Source organism: Ralstonia sp. AU12-08 (assembly GCF_000442475.1).
In the GTDB taxonomy this organism is placed as follows: domain Bacteria; phylum Pseudomonadota; class Gammaproteobacteria; order Burkholderiales; family Burkholderiaceae; genus Ralstonia; species Ralstonia insidiosa.
The window spans coordinates 19878-35660 of the sequence record NZ_ASZV01000038.1 but is presented as its reverse complement, the minus strand read 5'-3'; the positions used below and the strand labels follow the sequence as shown (position 1 = coordinate 35660).

Genomic DNA, 15783 nt, shown 5'->3' with positions numbered 1-15783 from the left:
TCAGAAGTTGCAGAGCTTGAGCTGGAACGGGATATCCGCATCGACCGGCTTGGGTCGCAGGTCACCATCCTGCTGGGTGAAGCGTACCCAGAGCATGTACTTGTTGGCGCTGATCTCTGGAATGAAGCCCAGCGCTGACTCATCCAGGCGCACCTGCATGAGCTGGTACACGCGGCCCGACAGCATCTGCTGATAGCTACCGGCGTTAGCAATGACCTTGCCACTCTGGCCCGACTCACGCAGCAGGCGCAGCACGATCATCGTGGCGTCACGCAGCGGTACCAGGGGCTGGGCCCATTTGATGATGTCGGCGCGGCGGCGCTCGGCCGGATGATGTTGCCATGCAAAATACGCCGGCAGATCAAATTCACACGTACCACCGGGGATGATGGCGCGGCTACGGATGCTCGTCAGCCACTCGTTGTCGGCGATGAGCTGGCCGGCCTTGCCGTGTGTGGCGGTGAGGTTACCCGAGGCGGTTTCCAACTCGCTGATGACGGCGTCGAGCGCGTCCTGGTCGATCTGCGGATTGGCGCGTAGCGCGGTGAGCGTCTGGCGCTGGCGATCGAGTTCTTTGAGCAGGTCGGATTTGAGGTCGGCGCGGCCGGCCACGTCGACCACCTCGAACAGCGTGGTCAGCGCCACATGATGCTGCAGCGGGTGTTCCTGCACGAGAAAGAAATCCAGCCGCTCGAACAGATCTTCGAGCCGCAGCAGCGTTCGAATGCGTTCGTTGAAGGGATATTCGTACAGGATCAAAACTTGGGTGCCCGTTCGGGTGGCATTCGGCTGGCACGAAGCCCGTTTGGCTTCGATCTGCCCGCATTCTATGCGAGACCCTCGCGCATCACAATGCAAAGGGGCCACAAGGCCCCGTTCTGCCGCCTTTCAGATGGTTTCAGCTCGCCCGCCAGGCTTGGTCCAGTCGGTCGATCTGCGGGAGGAGGTCGGCCAGCGTGCCGCTGTTGTCGATCACGTCGTCGGCGGCAGCCAGGCGGGCCTTGCGTGAAGCCTGACGGGCGATGATGGCCTCCACTTGCGTACGTGGCAGGCCATTGCGGGCGATCACACGGGCGATCTGGGTTTCGACCGGGCAGTCGACCACCAGAATGCGGTCGACCAGCGCGCGCCAGCTTTGATGACCGGCCAGCGATTCCACCAGCAACGGAACGACGTAGACGAGGTACGGATGTGCCTCCGACGCCTGCGCGGCTGCGCCACGTGACAGGGCGATCTCCCGGATCAGCGGATGCGTGATCTGCTCGAGCCGTGCCTTGGCCGTTGCATCGGAGAAGGCGAGGGCGCGCATGGCGTCGCGGTCCATGGCACCGTCGGCACGTAGGATGCCGGGGCCGAAGGCTTCGACCAGCTTGGGAATGGCGGCGCCGCCCGGCGCGCTGATCTCGTGGGCGATGGCGTCGGTGTCGACGATGGCAGCGCCGCGCTCGGCCAGGCGGTCTGCCACGTAGCTCTTGCCGCTGCCAATGCCGCCGGTCAGTCCGATCACGCGCATGCTGGGGGCCTTTACGGTGCCAGCAGGGGCCCGAGCCCCGTCAGCATGACCAACTGCGGGCCAGCCAGCAGGGCAATCACGCCGGCGCCGGCAATGAACGGTCCGAACGAGAACGGGGTTTCGCTGCTGATGCCGCGTGCCATGCGGAACAGCCCGAAGACCAACCCCACCACCGAAGACAGCAGCACGAGCAGCGGCAACGCCTGCCAGCCGAACCACGCGCCGAGTGCGGCCATCAGCTTGAAGTCTCCATAGCCCATGCCTTCGCGCCCACGCAGCAGCTTGTAGGCCCAGTAGATCGACCACAGGAAGAGGTAGCCGGCCATCGCACCGATCACTGCGTCGTGCAGGTGCGCGAACATGCTGAACAGGTTCACGCCCAGTCCGAGCCACAGCAACGGCTGGGTGATCGCGTCGGGCAACAGTTGGGTGTCGGCGTCGATCATCGTGCCGGCGACCAGGAACCACAGCAGCACGGCCGAAGCCACCGCCACCCAGGTCGGCCCAAAGTGCCAGAAGCAGGCTCCCGTGAGCAGGCCGGTGACCAGTTCGACCGCGGGATAGCGCCATGAGATCGACGTCTTGCAGGCGCTGCAGCGCCCACGCAGCGCCAGCCAGCTCACCACGGGAATGTTCTCAACGGCCTTGATCTGGTGGCCGCACGACGGGCAGGCCGAGCGCGGCACGACCAGGTTGTACGCGTCAGGATGCGGGAGCGGTTCCTCGCGCAGTTCAGCGATGTAGTTGGCCTCCTCGCGCTCGATCATGCGCGGCAGCCGGTGGATCACCACGTTGAGGAAGCTGCCGACGAGCAGGCCAACCAGCCCGCCCATCCCGATGACAAACCACGCCGGCAGTTGTGCCAACGTGGGGATGACAAAGACATCAGGCATTGCGTCAGACCACCGTACCAAGCTTGAAGATCGGCAGGTACATCGCCACCACCATGCCGCCGATCATCACACCCAGGAAGACGATGATGATTGGCTCGATCAAGGTAGAGATGTTGGCGACAGCATCATCCACCTCGCGCTCGTAGAACTCAGCCACCTTGAGCAGCATGTTGTCCAGCGCGCCGGATTCTTCGCCGATCTGCGTCATCTGCAGGACCATGTTGTCGAAGACGTGGGTGGCCTGCATGGCATTGGTCAGGCTGGTACCAATGCGCACCGCCTGTTGGATCTCCAGGGTGGCATCGTGATAGATCCAGTTGCCGGCAGCGCCAGCCACGGAGTCCATCGATTCCACCAACGGTGTGCCTGCGGCAAACATGGTAGCCAGCGTGCGTGTCCAGCGTGCGATCGTTGCCTTGCGGATGATGTCGCCGAAGATGGGTATTCTCAGAATGAAGCGATGTGTGGAGCGCTGAACGTTCTCGGACCTCTTGAACGCGCGTGTAAATAGTGCAATGCCGATGACTGGGCCCAGCACAATGGGAATCCACCACTTTACAAAGAAGTCCGAGATTGCGATCACGAAAAGTGTCGGGGCCGGCAGATCCGCGCCAAAGCTGGAAAACACGCCCTTGAACGACGGCACCACGAAGATCATCAGCACCACCGTCACCGCAAACGCCACCGTCAGCACCGAGATCGGGTAGATCATGGCCGACTTGATCTGCGCTTTCAGTGCTAGCGACTTCTCCATATACATCGACAGGCGCTCGAGCAGGGCATCGAGAATACCGCCCTGTTCACCGGCGTCGATCAGGTTGCAGTACAGCGTGTCGAAGTACTTCGGATGACGGCGGAACGCGGCCGCCATGCTGCTGCCCGACTCGATGTCGACGCGGATTTCCGTCAGCAGCTGTGTGAAGTTCGGGTTGGCGTGGCCCTTCGCAATGATGTCGACGGATTGCAGCAGTGGCACACCGGCCTTCAGCATGGTCGAGAGCTGGCGCGTGAAGTACGCCACATCCTTCGGCGTGATCTTCTTGCCACGGGCGGCACGGCGGCGCTTGGACTTGGTGATCGACAGGCCCTGCTTGCGCAGGACGGCATTCACCTCGGTGATGCTCTCGGCACGCATCTCGCCCTTGAAGATCTTGCCTTTGCGGTCCTTGCCTTCCCACTCGAAGATGTACTGCGTGGGTGCCTTTGTCTTGGCAGATTTACGTGCCGGCGCGGCGGCCGCGCGGTTTGCGGCGGGTGCTCGTGTGGCCATGGTTGGTTCCTACCCCCCGGTATGGGAACGATTGATCGAGAAGATTATTGGTCGCTTATTGGTTTGTGGTGGCCAGCACTTCCTCGAGGGAAGTCTGTCCCGTCTTGACTTTTCTCAGGCCCGATTCGCGCAGCGACAGCACGCCGTCCTTGCGTGCCTGCTCAGCAATCTGCAATGCGGTGCCGTGCGTCAGGATGATTTCCTGGATTGCCTCGGTGATCGGCATGACCTGATAGATACCGACCCGACCCTTGTAGCCGCTGCCATTGCAGGTCTCGCAGCCGACCGGGTGATACGGTTGCCACGAGCCGTCGAGATCGGCTTCCGTAAAGCCAGCGTCGAGCAGCGTTTCCTTGGGCAGCGGCCCCGGTTTTTTGCAATCCTTGCACAGCCGGCGCGCCAGGCGCTGCGCCGTGATCATCAGCACCGACGACGCGATGTTGAACGGCGCCACGCCCATGTTCATCAGGCGCGTCAGCGTGGTCGGTGCATCGTTGGTGTGCAGTGTGGAGAACACCAAGTGGCCGGTCTGCGCGGCCTTGATCGAAATGTCGGCCGTTTCCAGATCCCGGATTTCGCCCACCATGATGATGTCCGGATCCTGTCGCAGGAACGATTTGAGCGCCGCCGCAAAAGTCAGCCCCGCCTTGTCGTTCACGTTGACCTGGTTGATGCCGGGCAACTGGATTTCCGCCGGGTCTTCGGCCGTGGAAATGTTGATGTCACCCTGGTTCAGCTTGTTCAGGAAGGTATACAGCGACACCGTCTTGCCCGAGCCGGTCGGGCCCGTCACCAGCACCATGCCGTATGGGCGCTTGATTACGTCGAGCAGCAACTGCTTCTGCTCAGGCTCGTAGCCGAGTTGGTCGATGTCGAGCCGCTCGGTGGACGACTCCAGAATCCGGATCACGATCTTCTCGCCGAACAGCGTCGGCAGCGTCGACACCCGGAAGTCGATGGCGCGCTCGACCGTCTCCTTGTTGTCCTTGTCCTTGCGGTCTTTCGGGACGGTGATGAGCAGCTTCATGCGGCCGTCTTGCGGCACGCGTTTCTCGGAAATGTCCAGGCGCGAGAGCACCTTGATGCGGGTCGCGATCTTGTCGCGGATGTCCAGCGGCGGCTGTGCCACCTGCGCCAGGATGCCGTCGATGCGGAATCGCACGCGGTAAAACGTTTCAAACGGCTCGAAATGCAAGTCCGAGGCGCCGCGCAGCAGGGCTTCGGTAAAGAGCTTTTGCAGGAAACGTACGACGGGAGCATCGTCGATGCCGTCTGGCGTGGTGCGGCGCGTGGCGGCTGCGGCCCCCGCGTCATACTCGATCTGCGTCGCCTCCTGCATGGGGAAGAGCGACTTAATCTCGGCCGGGGCCTCGTTGGCGAGGCTCAACTGGCGCACCAGCTTGTCGTGTTCGACGATGACCGTTTCGATTGCCACGTTCATCTTCTGACGCAGCTCTTCGATCGGCTTGGGGTCGCTCGGGTCGGACGTGGCCAGGATCAGGCGGTTGTCGCGGCGGCCCAACGGCAGCAGGCGCAACTGGGCGAAGTGCTTGTTGGCCGATAGGACGGCCGGCACGGTGTCGAGCTTGTACTGGGCTAGGTCCAGCAGCGGCATCTGGTACTTGCCGGCCACGAACACGGCCAGATCGTGCGCGCTCATGATCCCGCTGCCCACCAGCTCGTCGATCAGTTGCGTGCGTTTTTCGCGCGCGCTCTGTTCCAACTGGGTGAGTAGCGTCGGCGCGATCCGCCGGCTCTGCGCTAGAGCGAGTCCGAGTGTCATGAGTCCAGTCTGTCAGGCTGCAGCCGACCATTTCAGCGCACACCCGGCCCCACCGCCGAGAATGTGCGCCCGCCCCCCAAGGCGAGTTTGTTCTATGTTTGCAGCCGGTACCCCACCCATTCGTGGGGGGTGGCGCCCGGAATCGGGGCAGTTTGCCGACCGCCCCTGGATTTGTAAAGCGCACATCAGTGTGCAGCTTGCATTTGTGCCACATCGGCAGAAAACCGCCCGGGCTGAAGTTTTTGGCCCAGTTTCTGTCTTGCGAGTGGTCTCAGCTACGCTTGCCTGCCGCCGGCCGGTGCAGCCGCACCGTGCGGATCGACTGGCTGTCCATCTGCACGATGTCCATCACGCACCCAGCAATCTTCACGCTGACCGTTGCTTCGGGAATCTCCTCCAGCACTTCCAGCAACAGCCCGTTGAGCGTCTTCGGGCCGTCGGTCGGCAGGGTCAGGCCCAAACGCCGGTTCAGGTCGCGCAGCGACATGCCGGCATCAGCAAGATAGGCGCCCTCGGCATCCCAGGCCAGCTTGCCGGCGTTCGGCAGCGTGGTGGTGAACTCACCAATCATCTCTTCGATGATGTCTTCCAGCGTCACCAGCCCCAGCATGTCGCCATATTCATTGACGATCAGGCCGATGCGGCGGCGGTTTTCCTGAAAGTACTGTAGTTGCCGAAATACGGGCGTGCCGCTCGGCACGAAGTAGGGCTGCACCAGCAGTGCACGAAAGTCGTCATGCGTGAGCTCGGTGTCGCCCAGCAGCGACAGCACCTTGCGCACATGCAGGATGCCGATCACCTGGTCGCTGTCCTGCTCGAACACGGGCAGTTTGTTGTGATAGCAGGTCTCGAGTTGCTGGATCACCTCGTCGATCGGGCGCGACAGGTCGAGCGATTCCACCCGCGCGCGCGGCGTCATCACATCGTCCACGGTGATGGCGTCGAGGTCGAACAGGTTGAGCAGGATGCTGCGGTGCTTGTGCGGGATGAAGTTGCCCGATTCCAGCACCAGCGTGCGCAGCTCCTCGGTGGACATGCGCTGCTCCGGCGCGGCTTTCGTGTTGATGCGCGCCAGGCGCAGCACCCCCATGGCGAGCGCGTTGACCACAGCCACCAGCGGCATCGTGATCTTCAGCAGCGGTGCTATGGCAAAGCTTGCCGGAAACGCAATGCGCTCCGGGTACGTCGCCCCGACGATCTTGGGTGCGATCTCGCAGAAGATGATGATGAGGAAAGCGACCACTGCCGTGGCGATGGACAGCGTCGTCCCGCTATTGCCGAAGTAGTGGATGGCAAGGGTGGTGATCAGCACCGGCACAGCGGTATTGATCAGGCTGTTGCCGATCAGGATGAACGAGAGCAGCTTGTCGGTCTGGCCGAGCAATTGCTGGGTATTGCGCGCGCCCGAGACGTTGGACTTGGCGAGATGGCGCAGGCGATGGCGGTTGAGCGCCATCATCGCGGTTTCGGAAATCGAGAAGAAGGCGGAGCAGCACAGCAGCAGCGCGACGGCGCCGATTTGTGCCCAGAGCGGCCAAGAGTCCAAGGTCGGAGCGGAAGAAAAGCAAGGCGCCCACTATAGCAGAGGGGTTTGTCGCGCCAATGCGGGCGGCTGCGCGAGCCGTTGCCGCAGGCGGACGTCCAGAAACAAAAAAGCCCAGCAGTTGCTGGGCTTGATGTCCTTGATCGACAAGGGAATTTCTGGTCGGGGTGAGAGGATTCGAACCTCCGGCCTCTACGTCCCGAACGTAGCGCTCTACCAGGCTAAGCTACACCCCGATGCTTCTTCGTAGTTCTCGTGCTGGTCAGGACTGACGTTGCAGCGAGAAAGCACACAAGTCTATCAGCGTCTGGCGGAAAAGGGAAGGGGGTAATGCATTTGCTGCCGTTTCTGCGGCTGCGGCTTCGCGTTCAGCGGCTTGGCGCGTGTATTCCAGCGCGCCGGAAGCCTGGATAGCGGCGAAGATCGCGTCGAAATGTTCAGTGCCGCCTTGCTCGATCGCCTGGCGCACCAGCGCGCGTTGCTCTTCCGTGCCGTTGCGTAGCAGATAGATAAGCGGCAGCGTCGGCTTGCCTTCGCGCAAATCATCTCCGGCGTTCTTGCCCATCTGGTCGGCGGTGGCGGTGTAGTCGAGCAGGTCATCGACGATCTGGAACGCGGTGCCGATACGGCGGCCGTATTCAGCGGCGGCCTCTTCGGTAGCGGCATCCGCGCCCGAGAGCACTGCGCCGATCTGTGCGGCGGCCTCGAACAGCTTGGCGGTCTTGTAGCGGATCACCTGCAGGTAGCGGTCTTCCGTCACGTCGGGGTCGTGCATGTTCAGCAGTTGCAGGACCTCGCCCTCGGAGATGATGTTGGTCGCGTCGGCCAAGATCTGCATGATGCGCATGCTGTTGGCCTGCACCATCATCTGGAAGGCGCGCGAGTACAGGAAGTCGCCCACCAGCACGCTGGCTGCGTTGCCGAACACGGCGTTGGCGGTCTTGCGGCCGCGACGCAGGTCGGATTCGTCGACGACGTCGTCGTGCAGCAGCGTGGCGGTGTGGATGAACTCGACCACCGCGGCCAGCTCGTGGTGATACTCGCCCTTGTAACCCAGCGCATTGGCCACCAGCAGCAGGATCACCGGGCGTAGGCGCTTGCCGCCGGCGCTGATGATGTATTCGCCAATCTGGTTGATCAGCACCACCTCGGAGCCCAGGCGGCGGCGGATCACGGCATCGACGGCGCGCATGTCTTCAGCGACAGGGGCGAGCAGGACGGAGGCGGAGGTCTGGGTCAAGGCGAATTCCGGCGGAAGGCGGTGTGACGGATGATTGGCTTGCGCGCGTTCGATGCAGCGCAAAAACCGCGAGATTATAGAGCAAGCAGGTGACTTGCCCCGGCAGTGCGGCCACAGCCAAGCGGCGTGGCAGGCCGTTGCGCGGGCAACACGCGATTAGTCTTTGATTTGCTTGGGTTTTTCTTGTATAGTTGCGAGTTCTCTGTGCCCGCTTTCCGCGCAGGCGGGTTGCAAGCGGCGCAAGAGTCACGTTTAGTTCAAGAATTAACGTTCTTTTATCGAGGTCCGACAATGTACGCGGTCGTAAAAACCGGCGGTAAGCAATACAAGGTTGCTGCTGGCGAAAAACTTAAAGTAGAACAGATACCGGCGGACGTTGGCGCAGAAATCACGCTTGACCAGGTGCTCGCAGTGGGCGCTGGCGACCAACTCAAGGTTGGTGCGCCTCTGGTGAGCGGTGCTGCCGTCAAAGCCACCGTCATCTCCCACGGTCGTCACGACAAAGTGCACATCTTCAAGATGCGCCGTCGTAAGCACTATCAAAAGCGCCAAGGGCATCGTCAAAATTACACCGAGTTGCGTATCGACTCGATCGTGGCCTAAGGCTGCATCGTCTACGTAACCGGATAGGAGTTCAGTCATGGCACAGAAAAAAGGCGGCGGTTCCACACGGAACGGCCGCGATTCCGAGTCGAAGCGCCTGGGCGTTAAGGTGTATGGCGGCCAAGCAATCAATGCTGGCGGCATCATCATTCGCCAACGCGGCACCCGCACCCACGCTGGTGTGAACGTCGGCATGGGCAAGGACCACACCCTCTTCGCGCTGGTCGATGGCCACGTGAAGTTCGCCAACCGCGGCGAAGGCAAGAAGCAGTTCGTCGACGTTGTTCCGGCGGCCTGATTCAGCCTTGTAGTGCAAAGGCCCCGCACCCGTGCGGGGCTTTTTCGTTTCTGGCCGCTAACAAAACGCGACGCCTGATCCTGGGCGCTACGCTGGTCCCTGGCGTGTTATTCCAGCCGCGTTTTGTTAGCGATGGCGCTTGTGGCGCCGATTCTTTTTTTACCTGCCGTGCGCACGTCGCACGGGCGGAGACCTCCATGAAGTTCATCGACGAAGCCCGGATTGAAGTGATCGCTGGTGATGGCGGCAACGGTAGCGCCTCGATGCGCCGCGAGAAATTCGTCCCGTTCGGCGGCCCGGACGGCGGCGACGGCGGGCGTGGCGGCAGCGTGTGGGCGGTCGCTGATCGCAACATCAACACGCTGATCGACTACCGCTTTGCCAAGAAGCACCTCGCGCGCAACGGCGAAAACGGCCGCGGCGCGGATTGCTATGGCGCCGCCGGCGAAGACATCACCCTGCGCATGCCGGTCGGCACCGCCATCTATGACGCCGACACGGAAGAACTGATCGCCGACCTGACGCTCGATGGCCAGCGCCTGTGCCTCGCGCAGGGCGGCGAGGGCGGCTGGGGCAACATCCACTTCAAGTCGAGTACCAACCGCGCACCGCGCCAGAAGACCGACGGCAAGGCCGGCGAGCGCCGCAACCTGCGCCTCGAACTGAAGGTGCTAGCCGATGTGGGCCTGCTCGGCATGCCGAACGCCGGCAAGTCGACGCTGATCACCGCCATCTCCAACGCGCGCCCGAAGATTGCCGATTACCCGTTCACGACGCTGCACCCGAACCTGGGTGTGGTGCGTACGGGTCCGTCGAAGTCGTTCGTGGTGGCCGACATTCCTGGCCTGATCGAAGGCGCTGCCGAAGGTGCGGGCCTGGGTCACCAGTTCCTGCGACACCTGCAGCGCACGCGCGTGCTGCTGCACGTGGTGGACCTGGCTCCGTTCGACGAGGCAGTCGACCCGGTAGCTGAAGCCAAGGCCATCGTCGGCGAGTTGAAGAAATACGATGCCGAGTTGTTCGACAAGCCGCGCTGGCTGGTGCTCAACAAGCTCGACATGGTGCCCGAGGACGAACGCGAAGCCCGCGTGAAGGACTTCGTCAAGCGCTTCAAGTGGAAGGGCCCAGTGCACCGCATTTCTGCGCTCACGCACGACGGCACGCAGGCGCTGGTCCACGCCATTCAGGAGTACCTCGACGAGCTGCGTGCCGAAGAGGATGCCGCAGCAGCTGCACCTGACCAACGTCTGGATCCATCGCTGCACAACGTCAGTCATGACAGCGGCGACGGCAGCGCCAACGCATAAAACACACAACACCAACATCCTTCGGAGACACGCCCACCATGGCCCTGCGTTCGCTGATTGCCGATGCGCGCCGCCTTGTCGTCAAGGTTGGTTCCAGCCTGGTTACCAACGATGGTCGCGGTCTGGACCAGGCGGCCATCGCCCGCTGGGCCGCGCAGATCGCGGCGCTGCGTGCGGCCGGCAAGGAGGTCGTGCTGGTGAGCTCCGGTGCCATCGCCGAGGGTATGCAGCGCCTGGGCTGGACCAAGCGCCCGAAGGAAATCCACGAACTGCAGGCCGCCGCCGCGGTCGGGCAGATGGGCTTGGCGCAGGTGTACGAATCGGAGTTCGCCCGGCACGGCATCCGCACGGCGCAGGTGCTGCTCACGCACGGTGACTTGGCGGACCGCGAGCGTTATCTCAACGCGCGCTCCACGCTGCTCACGCTGCTGAGCCTGGGCGTGGTGCCGATCATCAACGAGAACGACACCGTCGTCACCGATGAAATCAAATTCGGCGACAACGACACGCTGGGTGCGCTCGTCACCAACCTGATCGAAGGCGACGCGCTGATCATCCTGACCGACCAGCGTGGCTTGTACACCGCCGACCCGCGCAAGGACCCGAACGCCCGCTTCGTTGACGAGGCGCAAGCCGGCACGCCCGACCTGGAACAGATGGCCGGTGGCGCAGGCTCCAGCATCGGCAAGGGCGGCATGCTGACCAAGATTCTCGCGGCCAAGCGTGCGGCCAAATCGGGTGCGCACACCATCATCGCTTCCGGTCGTGAGGCCGACGTGCTCGCGCGGCTGGCCAACGGCGAGGCCATTGGCACGCAACTGCGCGCGCAGACCGGGCGCATGGCGGCTCGTAAGCAGTGGATGATCGACCACCTGCAATTGCGTGGTCGCGTGGTGCTGGACGCTGGTGCGGTGGACAAGCTCACCGCGGGCGGCAAGTCGTTGCTGCCGATCGGCGTGACCGAAGTGCAGGGCGAGTTCGCGCGCGGGGAGGTGATCTCCTGCGTGGATGCCGCCGGACGCGAGGTGGCGCGGGGGCTGACGAACTACTCGTCGGCCGAGGCCCGGCTGATTGCGCGCAAGGCATCGTCGGAGATCGAGGCGGTGCTGGGCTACGTCAGCGCTGCTGAGCTGGTGCACCGGGACAACCTGGTACTGCTCTGATCTTCTGAAGCAAAAAGGGGATGAACCATCAGCGGGTCATCCCCTCAGATCAAGCTGTCAACGCCTTACGGCCCGTAAGACCCTCGCCCCGAGTCTTTCAACCGGCGCACCAGTGTCGCGGGTTTTCCATCTCCGGCTACCGACCGTACGTCACAGAAGTACGTGCGCATCAGCGCCGAGGCGTAGTCCGTCGGGCCGCCGTTGCCCACGCGCTGCCAGTCGGTCGCCGGCTTGTAGGCATTCATGCTGGCGGATTCCGCATTTGCGGTTTCGTTCATGTCGACGGCGCGGTTGCCGATCCACTGATTGGTGTCGTTGCGCAGCGTGGCGTAGATGCGGCGCTCGGCGGTGTCGCAGCGCAGGCCTTCGTAGTTGACGTTGCGCGCGCCGGTCTTGCTGGTGATCAGCACGGTGTAGCGCACCACGTTGTCCTTGCCGATCGACACCGATTTCGGATCGATGGCAAAGCGCAGCGGCGATTGGCTGCTGGCCACCTCAAACGGCACAGCGTCGCGGTCGACCGGCGGTGCGGGGAAGGTGACGGCATCTTCCTTGAAGGGCTTGTCGTTGAACGGGTCCATCAACAGCTTGTCTTCGATGTTGCCGGTGGGGGCGTGGCCGCATGCCGTCAGCGCCAGCGCAGTCGCCAGCGCGAGCGGCACGAGAGCGCGGCGCGCTCCACGTGTCGTCGTCTTCACATTCACGAGTTGTCCTTGGGACGTGTGTCGTCAGGGTTGGAGGATGAGGCTGGTTCCGACGTCGTCACCGTCTCGACGATGACCGTCGTGGTGGTGACCGTCATCACCGCTTGAGGGCGTGGGCCGCGCGCGTTCTGGCCGCCGGGGCGGTTATCGCGGCCTTCGTTACTGCTGCGATTGTCTGCCCGGTGGTCGCGGTGCTGCCCGCCGCGTCCATACGGAGACAGCGGCGCACGAGTCTGCCGCTGCACGAAGCGGGAAAGCTCCGACAGCGCCAGCTGATACACCTCGCGCTTGAACTCGATCACGGCTTCCAGCGGCACCCAGTACTGGCTCCACCGCCAGGCATCGAACTCCGGATGCTCGGTGGCGCGCAGCTGGATATCGCAGTCGCGACCGACCATGCGCAGCAGGAACCAGATCTGTTTCTGGCCCCGGTAGTGGCCGCGAATCTCGCGGCGGATGAACTTGTCCGGCACCTCATACCGCAGCCAGTCGCGCGTGCGACCGACGATCCGGACGTGTTCTGGCAACAGGCCGACTTCTTCGTGCAGTTCGCGGAACATCGCTTGTTCGGGTGTCTCACCGTACTTGATGCCGCCTTGTGGAAACTGCCAGGAGTGCTCGCCAATGCGCTTGCCCCAGAACACCTCGTTTCTTGCGTTGATGAGGATGATGCCGACGTTCGGGCGGAAGCCTTCACGATCGAGCATGACTGCACCTCGAATACTTTAGAATTACGCCGATTATAGAGCGGTGCATCGTCCTTCTGTGTCCTGATGGCCGGATGCCGCAATGTTGCCGCTCACTCGCGCCTCCTGGGGGAGGAGCGCCTCGCGCTCAGATGTGCGCCTGGCGTCTCGCCGTATCCCTTGATTCCGGTGGCTTTTGCCCTTGTCCTCGCGGCTTTGCATGGCCGCGCCATCCCTTATTGTCAGTCGCATGAAAGCGTCCCAGTTCTTCATTTCCACGCTCAAGGAAGCGCCCGCCGACGCGGAGATCGTGTCGCACAAGTTGATGATGCGTGCCGGCATGATCAAGAAGCTCGGCGCGGGCCTCTATACGTATATGCCCGTGGGTCTGCGCGTGATCCGCAAGGTCGAGCAGATCGTCCGCGAGGAAATGAACGCCGCCGGCGCGGTGGAAGTGCTGATGCCCGTGGTCCAGCCGGGTGAGCTGTGGCAGGAGACCGGTCGCTGGGACAAGATGGGTGACGAACTGCTGCGCTTCAAGGATCGCCACGCGCGCGACTTTGTTGTCCAGCCGACCTCGGAAGAGGTGGTGACCGACATCGCCCGTACCGAGATCCGCTCGTACAAGCAGCTGCCGATCAACTTCTACCAGATCCAGACCAAGTTCCGCGACGAGCGCCGTCCTCGCTTCGGCATCATGCGCGGCCGCGAATTCACCATGAAGGACGCGTACTCCTTCGACCGCGATGCGGAAGCCCTGAAGGTGTCGTACCAGAAGATGTACGACGCCTACACGCGTATCTTCCAGCGCTTTGGTCTGCAGTTCCGCGCCGTGGCGGCCGACAACGGCGCGATTGGCGGGTCGGGCTCGCATGAGTTCCACGTGATCGCCGACACCGGCGAAGACGCCATCGTCTACTGCCCGGATTCGGATTACGCCGCCAACATCGAGGCCGCTGAAGCCCTGGCACCGGCTGCGCCGCGTGGAGCGGCTGCCGAGGCCCTCACCAAGACGCATACGCCGGGCCGTGCCAAATGCGAGGCCGTGGCCGAGCAACTGGGCATTCCGCTGCAACGTACGATCAAGTCGATCGTGCTGGCCACCGACGTCGAGGGCGGCGAGCCCCAGATCTGGTTGCTGCTGCTGCGTGGCGATCATGAACTCAACGAGGTCAAGGCATCGAAGGTGCCTGGGCTGGCTGATTTCCGCTTCGCCACCGAAGGCGAAATCCTGCGTGCGTTCGGCACGCGCCCCGGCTATCTGGGCCCGATCGGCACGAAGCTGCCGGTCAAGGTCGTGGCTGACCGCACGGCGGCGGCCATGAGCGATTTCGTCGTCGGTGCCAACGAAGAGGACTACCACTTCACCGGCGCCAACTGGGGTCGTGACTTGCCCGAGCCTGAAGTCCATGACCTGCGCAACGTGGTGGAAGGCGACGCCTCGCCGGACGGCAAGGGTACGCTGGCGATCTGCCGCGGCATCGAAGTCGGCCACGTCTTCATGCTGGGCACGCGCTACTCTGAAGCGATGAACGCCACGTTCCTCGACGAAAACGGCAAGACCCAGCCGATGGTGATGGGTTGCTACGGCATCGGCATCACGCGGATTCTGGGTGCGGCCATCGAGCAGAACTACGATGCACGCGGGATCATCTGGCCGGCGTCGATCGCGCCGTTCCAGGTGGTGATCTGCCCGGTGGGCTATGACCGCTCCGACGCCGTGCGCGAAGAAGCCGATCGCCTGCACGCCGAGCTGGTCGCTGCCGGTATCGACGTGATGCTGGATGACCGCGGCGAGCGCCCAGGCGCGATGTTCGCCGACTGGGAACTGATCGGCGTGCCGTTCCGCGTGGTGGTGGGCGACCGCGGCCTGAAGGAAGGCAAGCTGGAATTCCAGGGCCGCCGCGACGAAGCCGCCACTGCCGTGGCACCGGCCGATGTGCTGGCTACGTTGAAAGCGCGTCTCGCGCAGTAATGGAGCTGACCCGCATGCGCCGCTACCTGTCTGCCCGCCCGATCGCCGCTGTGCTGTGCGCAGGGGCGTTGCTCGCGGGCACGCAGGCGGCGTGGGCGGGGGCCCAGAAAGAGGAGTACCTGGCGGATTCGGTGCGCAGTGCGCTGTCCGCTGCCGTGGCTGACAGCCGGCCGCTGCGCCCGGTGTTCGCGAACAATGACGAGCAACTCGGCTATCTGCGCTGGCTGGCCGAGATGTCGGTGCGCATGTCGGGCAAGATCCCGCAAGCGTCGGTACGCGTTGAGCTGATCGAAACCGCGTATTACGAGGCCAAGCGTGCAGGGCTGGACCCGGCGCTGGTGCTGGGGCTGATCCAGGTGGAGTCCGGTTTCCGCAAGTACGCCATGAGCAGTGCGGGCGCGATGGGCCTGATGCAGGTGATGCCGTTCTGGACGCGCAGCATTGGCGACAATGACGCCCGCAAGCTGTTCCACCTGCAGAGCAACCTGCGCTACGGCTGCACGATCCTGCGTCATTACCTCGATATCGAAGGCGGTAATCTCTATCTGGCACTGGGCCGCTACAACGGCAGCCGAGGCCAGCCGCAGTATCCGAATGCGGTGCTGGCGGCGTGGAAGCGCTGGCAATACCAGGAGTCGAGTGCGCTGACCGTATCGGCACCTGTGCCGGCCGAGGCGCAGCCGCCGCGTGCCAAGGCGCTGCCGGATGTGCCGGCGCGCAATCCGTTCTCACCGTTGCGGATTGCAGCAGGTTCGGCGGGCGGGTCCTGACCGGCTGTTGCATGGTGGTCGGCCTACAATAAGGC

The 15783-nt window shown here is 63.3% G+C and carries 15 protein-coding genes and 1 tRNA gene; 6 read left to right on the top strand and 10 right to left on the bottom strand.

The features are described 5' to 3' along the window. The 8 genes from zapD to ispB all read right to left on the bottom strand — a co-directional run bounded on the left by zapD (position 1) and on the right by ispB (position 8194). Positions 1–759: a cell division protein ZapD gene (zapD, locus tag C404_RS48735; protein ID WP_004633038.1), complete on the bottom strand. Its 759-nt coding sequence runs from the start codon at positions 757–759 to the stop codon at positions 1–3. 139 nt (positions 760–898) lie between these two features. Next, a complete protein-coding gene (coaE, locus tag C404_RS48730; RefSeq protein ID WP_021196088.1) occupies positions 899–1513 on the bottom strand; it encodes a dephospho-CoA kinase in 615 nt (204 codons plus the stop codon). Between the two features lie 11 nt (positions 1514–1524). After that, positions 1525–2406 (bottom strand): prepilin peptidase, encoded by an 882-nt coding sequence (locus C404_RS48725; RefSeq protein WP_021196087.1) that lies wholly within the window; start codon positions 2404–2406, stop codon positions 1525–1527. A gap of 4 nt (positions 2407–2410) precedes the next feature. Beyond that, positions 2411–3676 carry a type II secretion system F family protein gene (locus C404_RS48720; protein WP_021196086.1) on the bottom strand — a complete coding sequence of 422 codons (1266 nt, stop codon included), beginning with the start codon at positions 3674–3676 and terminating at the stop codon, positions 2411–2413. 55 nt (positions 3677–3731) lie between these two features. Next, a complete protein-coding gene (gene pilB, locus C404_RS48715; protein ID WP_031329739.1) occupies positions 3732–5459 on the bottom strand; it encodes a type IV-A pilus assembly ATPase PilB in 1728 nt (575 codons plus the stop codon). Positions 5460–5730: 271 nt separating this feature from the next. Continuing rightward, entirely contained in the window at positions 5731–7005 is a 1275-nt protein-coding gene (locus tag C404_RS48710; RefSeq protein WP_021196084.1) for an HlyC/CorC family transporter, read from the bottom strand. A 156-nt stretch (positions 7006–7161) separates the two neighbouring features. After that, positions 7162–7238, bottom strand: a tRNA-Pro gene (locus C404_RS48705). A 26-nt stretch (positions 7239–7264) separates the two neighbouring features. Then, a complete protein-coding gene (gene ispB, locus C404_RS48700; protein ID WP_052027479.1) occupies positions 7265–8194 on the bottom strand; it encodes an octaprenyl diphosphate synthase in 930 nt (309 codons plus the stop codon). A 339-nt stretch (positions 8195–8533) separates the two neighbouring features. Here ispB and rplU point away from each other — a divergent pair, with 339 nt between their 5' ends. The 4 genes from rplU (at position 8534) to proB (ending at position 11613) form a co-directional block, all read left to right on the top strand. Then, positions 8534–8845 (top strand): 50S ribosomal protein L21, encoded by a 312-nt coding sequence (gene rplU / locus C404_RS59475; protein ID WP_004633023.1) that lies wholly within the window; start codon positions 8534–8536, stop codon positions 8843–8845. A 37-nt stretch (positions 8846–8882) separates the two neighbouring features. Beyond that, positions 8883–9143: a 50S ribosomal protein L27 gene (rpmA, locus tag C404_RS48690; protein WP_020747472.1), complete on the top strand. Its 261-nt coding sequence runs from the start codon at positions 8883–8885 to the stop codon at positions 9141–9143. A 197-nt stretch (positions 9144–9340) separates the two neighbouring features. Beyond that, positions 9341–10450: a GTPase ObgE gene (gene obgE, locus C404_RS48685; RefSeq protein ID WP_021196081.1), complete on the top strand. Its 1110-nt coding sequence runs from the start codon at positions 9341–9343 to the stop codon at positions 10448–10450. A gap of 38 nt (positions 10451–10488) precedes the next feature. After that, on the top strand, positions 10489–11613 hold the full coding sequence (proB, locus tag C404_RS48680) for a glutamate 5-kinase (RefSeq protein WP_021196080.1): 1125 nt from the start codon (positions 10489–10491) through the stop codon (positions 11611–11613). A 65-nt stretch (positions 11614–11678) separates the two neighbouring features. Here proB and C404_RS48675 read toward each other — a convergent pair whose 3' ends face one another. Both C404_RS48675 and C404_RS48670 read right to left on the bottom strand, forming a co-directional pair. Continuing rightward, positions 11679–12317, bottom strand: coding sequence for a CNP1-like family protein (locus C404_RS48675; RefSeq protein ID WP_080981143.1), 639 nt, complete (start codon positions 12315–12317; stop codon positions 11679–11681). Continuing rightward, on the bottom strand, positions 12314–13024 hold the full coding sequence (locus tag C404_RS48670; RefSeq protein WP_021196078.1) for an RNA pyrophosphohydrolase: 711 nt from the start codon (positions 13022–13024) through the stop codon (positions 12314–12316). The genes C404_RS48675 and C404_RS48670 overlap by 4 nt, the downstream gene beginning before the upstream one ends. Before the next feature lie 229 nt (positions 13025–13253). Here C404_RS48670 and C404_RS48665 point away from each other — a divergent pair, with 229 nt between their 5' ends. After that, positions 13254–14978, top strand: coding sequence for a proline--tRNA ligase (locus C404_RS48665; protein WP_021196077.1), 1725 nt, complete (start codon positions 13254–13256; stop codon positions 14976–14978). A gap of 14 nt (positions 14979–14992) precedes the next feature. After that, positions 14993–15748, top strand: coding sequence for a lytic transglycosylase domain-containing protein (locus C404_RS48660; RefSeq protein WP_031329734.1), 756 nt, complete (start codon positions 14993–14995; stop codon positions 15746–15748). The last annotated feature ends 35 nt before the right edge of the window (positions 15749–15783 follow it).

Bases quoted from the DNA above. Each gene is read 5' to 3' on its own strand.
- pilB (WP_031329739.1), bottom strand. From the start codon at position 5,459: ATGACACTCGGACTCGCTCTAGCGCAGAGCCGGCGGATCGCGCCGACG.
- proB (WP_021196080.1), top strand. From the start codon at position 10,489: ATGGCCCTGCGTTCGCTGATTGCCGATGCGCGCCGCCTTGTCGTCAAG.
- rpmA (WP_020747472.1), top strand. From the start codon at position 8,883: ATGGCACAGAAAAAAGGCGGCGGTTCCACACGGAACGGCCGCGATTCC.
- rplU (WP_004633023.1), top strand. From the start codon at position 8,534: ATGTACGCGGTCGTAAAAACCGGCGGTAAGCAATACAAGGTTGCTGCT.
- C404_RS48660 (WP_031329734.1), top strand. From the start codon at position 14,993: ATGCGCCGCTACCTGTCTGCCCGCCCGATCGCCGCTGTGCTGTGCGCA.
- C404_RS48720 (WP_021196086.1), bottom strand. From the start codon at position 3,676: ATGGCCACACGAGCACCCGCCGCAAACCGCGCGGCCGCCGCGCCGGCA.
- C404_RS48670 (WP_021196078.1), bottom strand. From the start codon at position 13,024: ATGCTCGATCGTGAAGGCTTCCGCCCGAACGTCGGCATCATCCTCATC.
- obgE (WP_021196081.1), top strand. From the start codon at position 9,341: ATGAAGTTCATCGACGAAGCCCGGATTGAAGTGATCGCTGGTGATGGC.
- C404_RS48725 (WP_021196087.1), bottom strand. From the start codon at position 2,406: ATGCCTGATGTCTTTGTCATCCCCACGTTGGCACAACTGCCGGCGTGG.
- C404_RS48665 (WP_021196077.1), top strand. From the start codon at position 13,254: ATGAAAGCGTCCCAGTTCTTCATTTCCACGCTCAAGGAAGCGCCCGCC.
- ispB (WP_052027479.1), bottom strand. From the start codon at position 8,194: ATGCGCGCCGTCGATGCCGTGATCCGCCGCCGCCTGGGCTCCGAGGTG.
- coaE (WP_021196088.1), bottom strand. From the start codon at position 1,513: ATGCGCGTGATCGGACTGACCGGCGGCATTGGCAGCGGCAAGAGCTAC.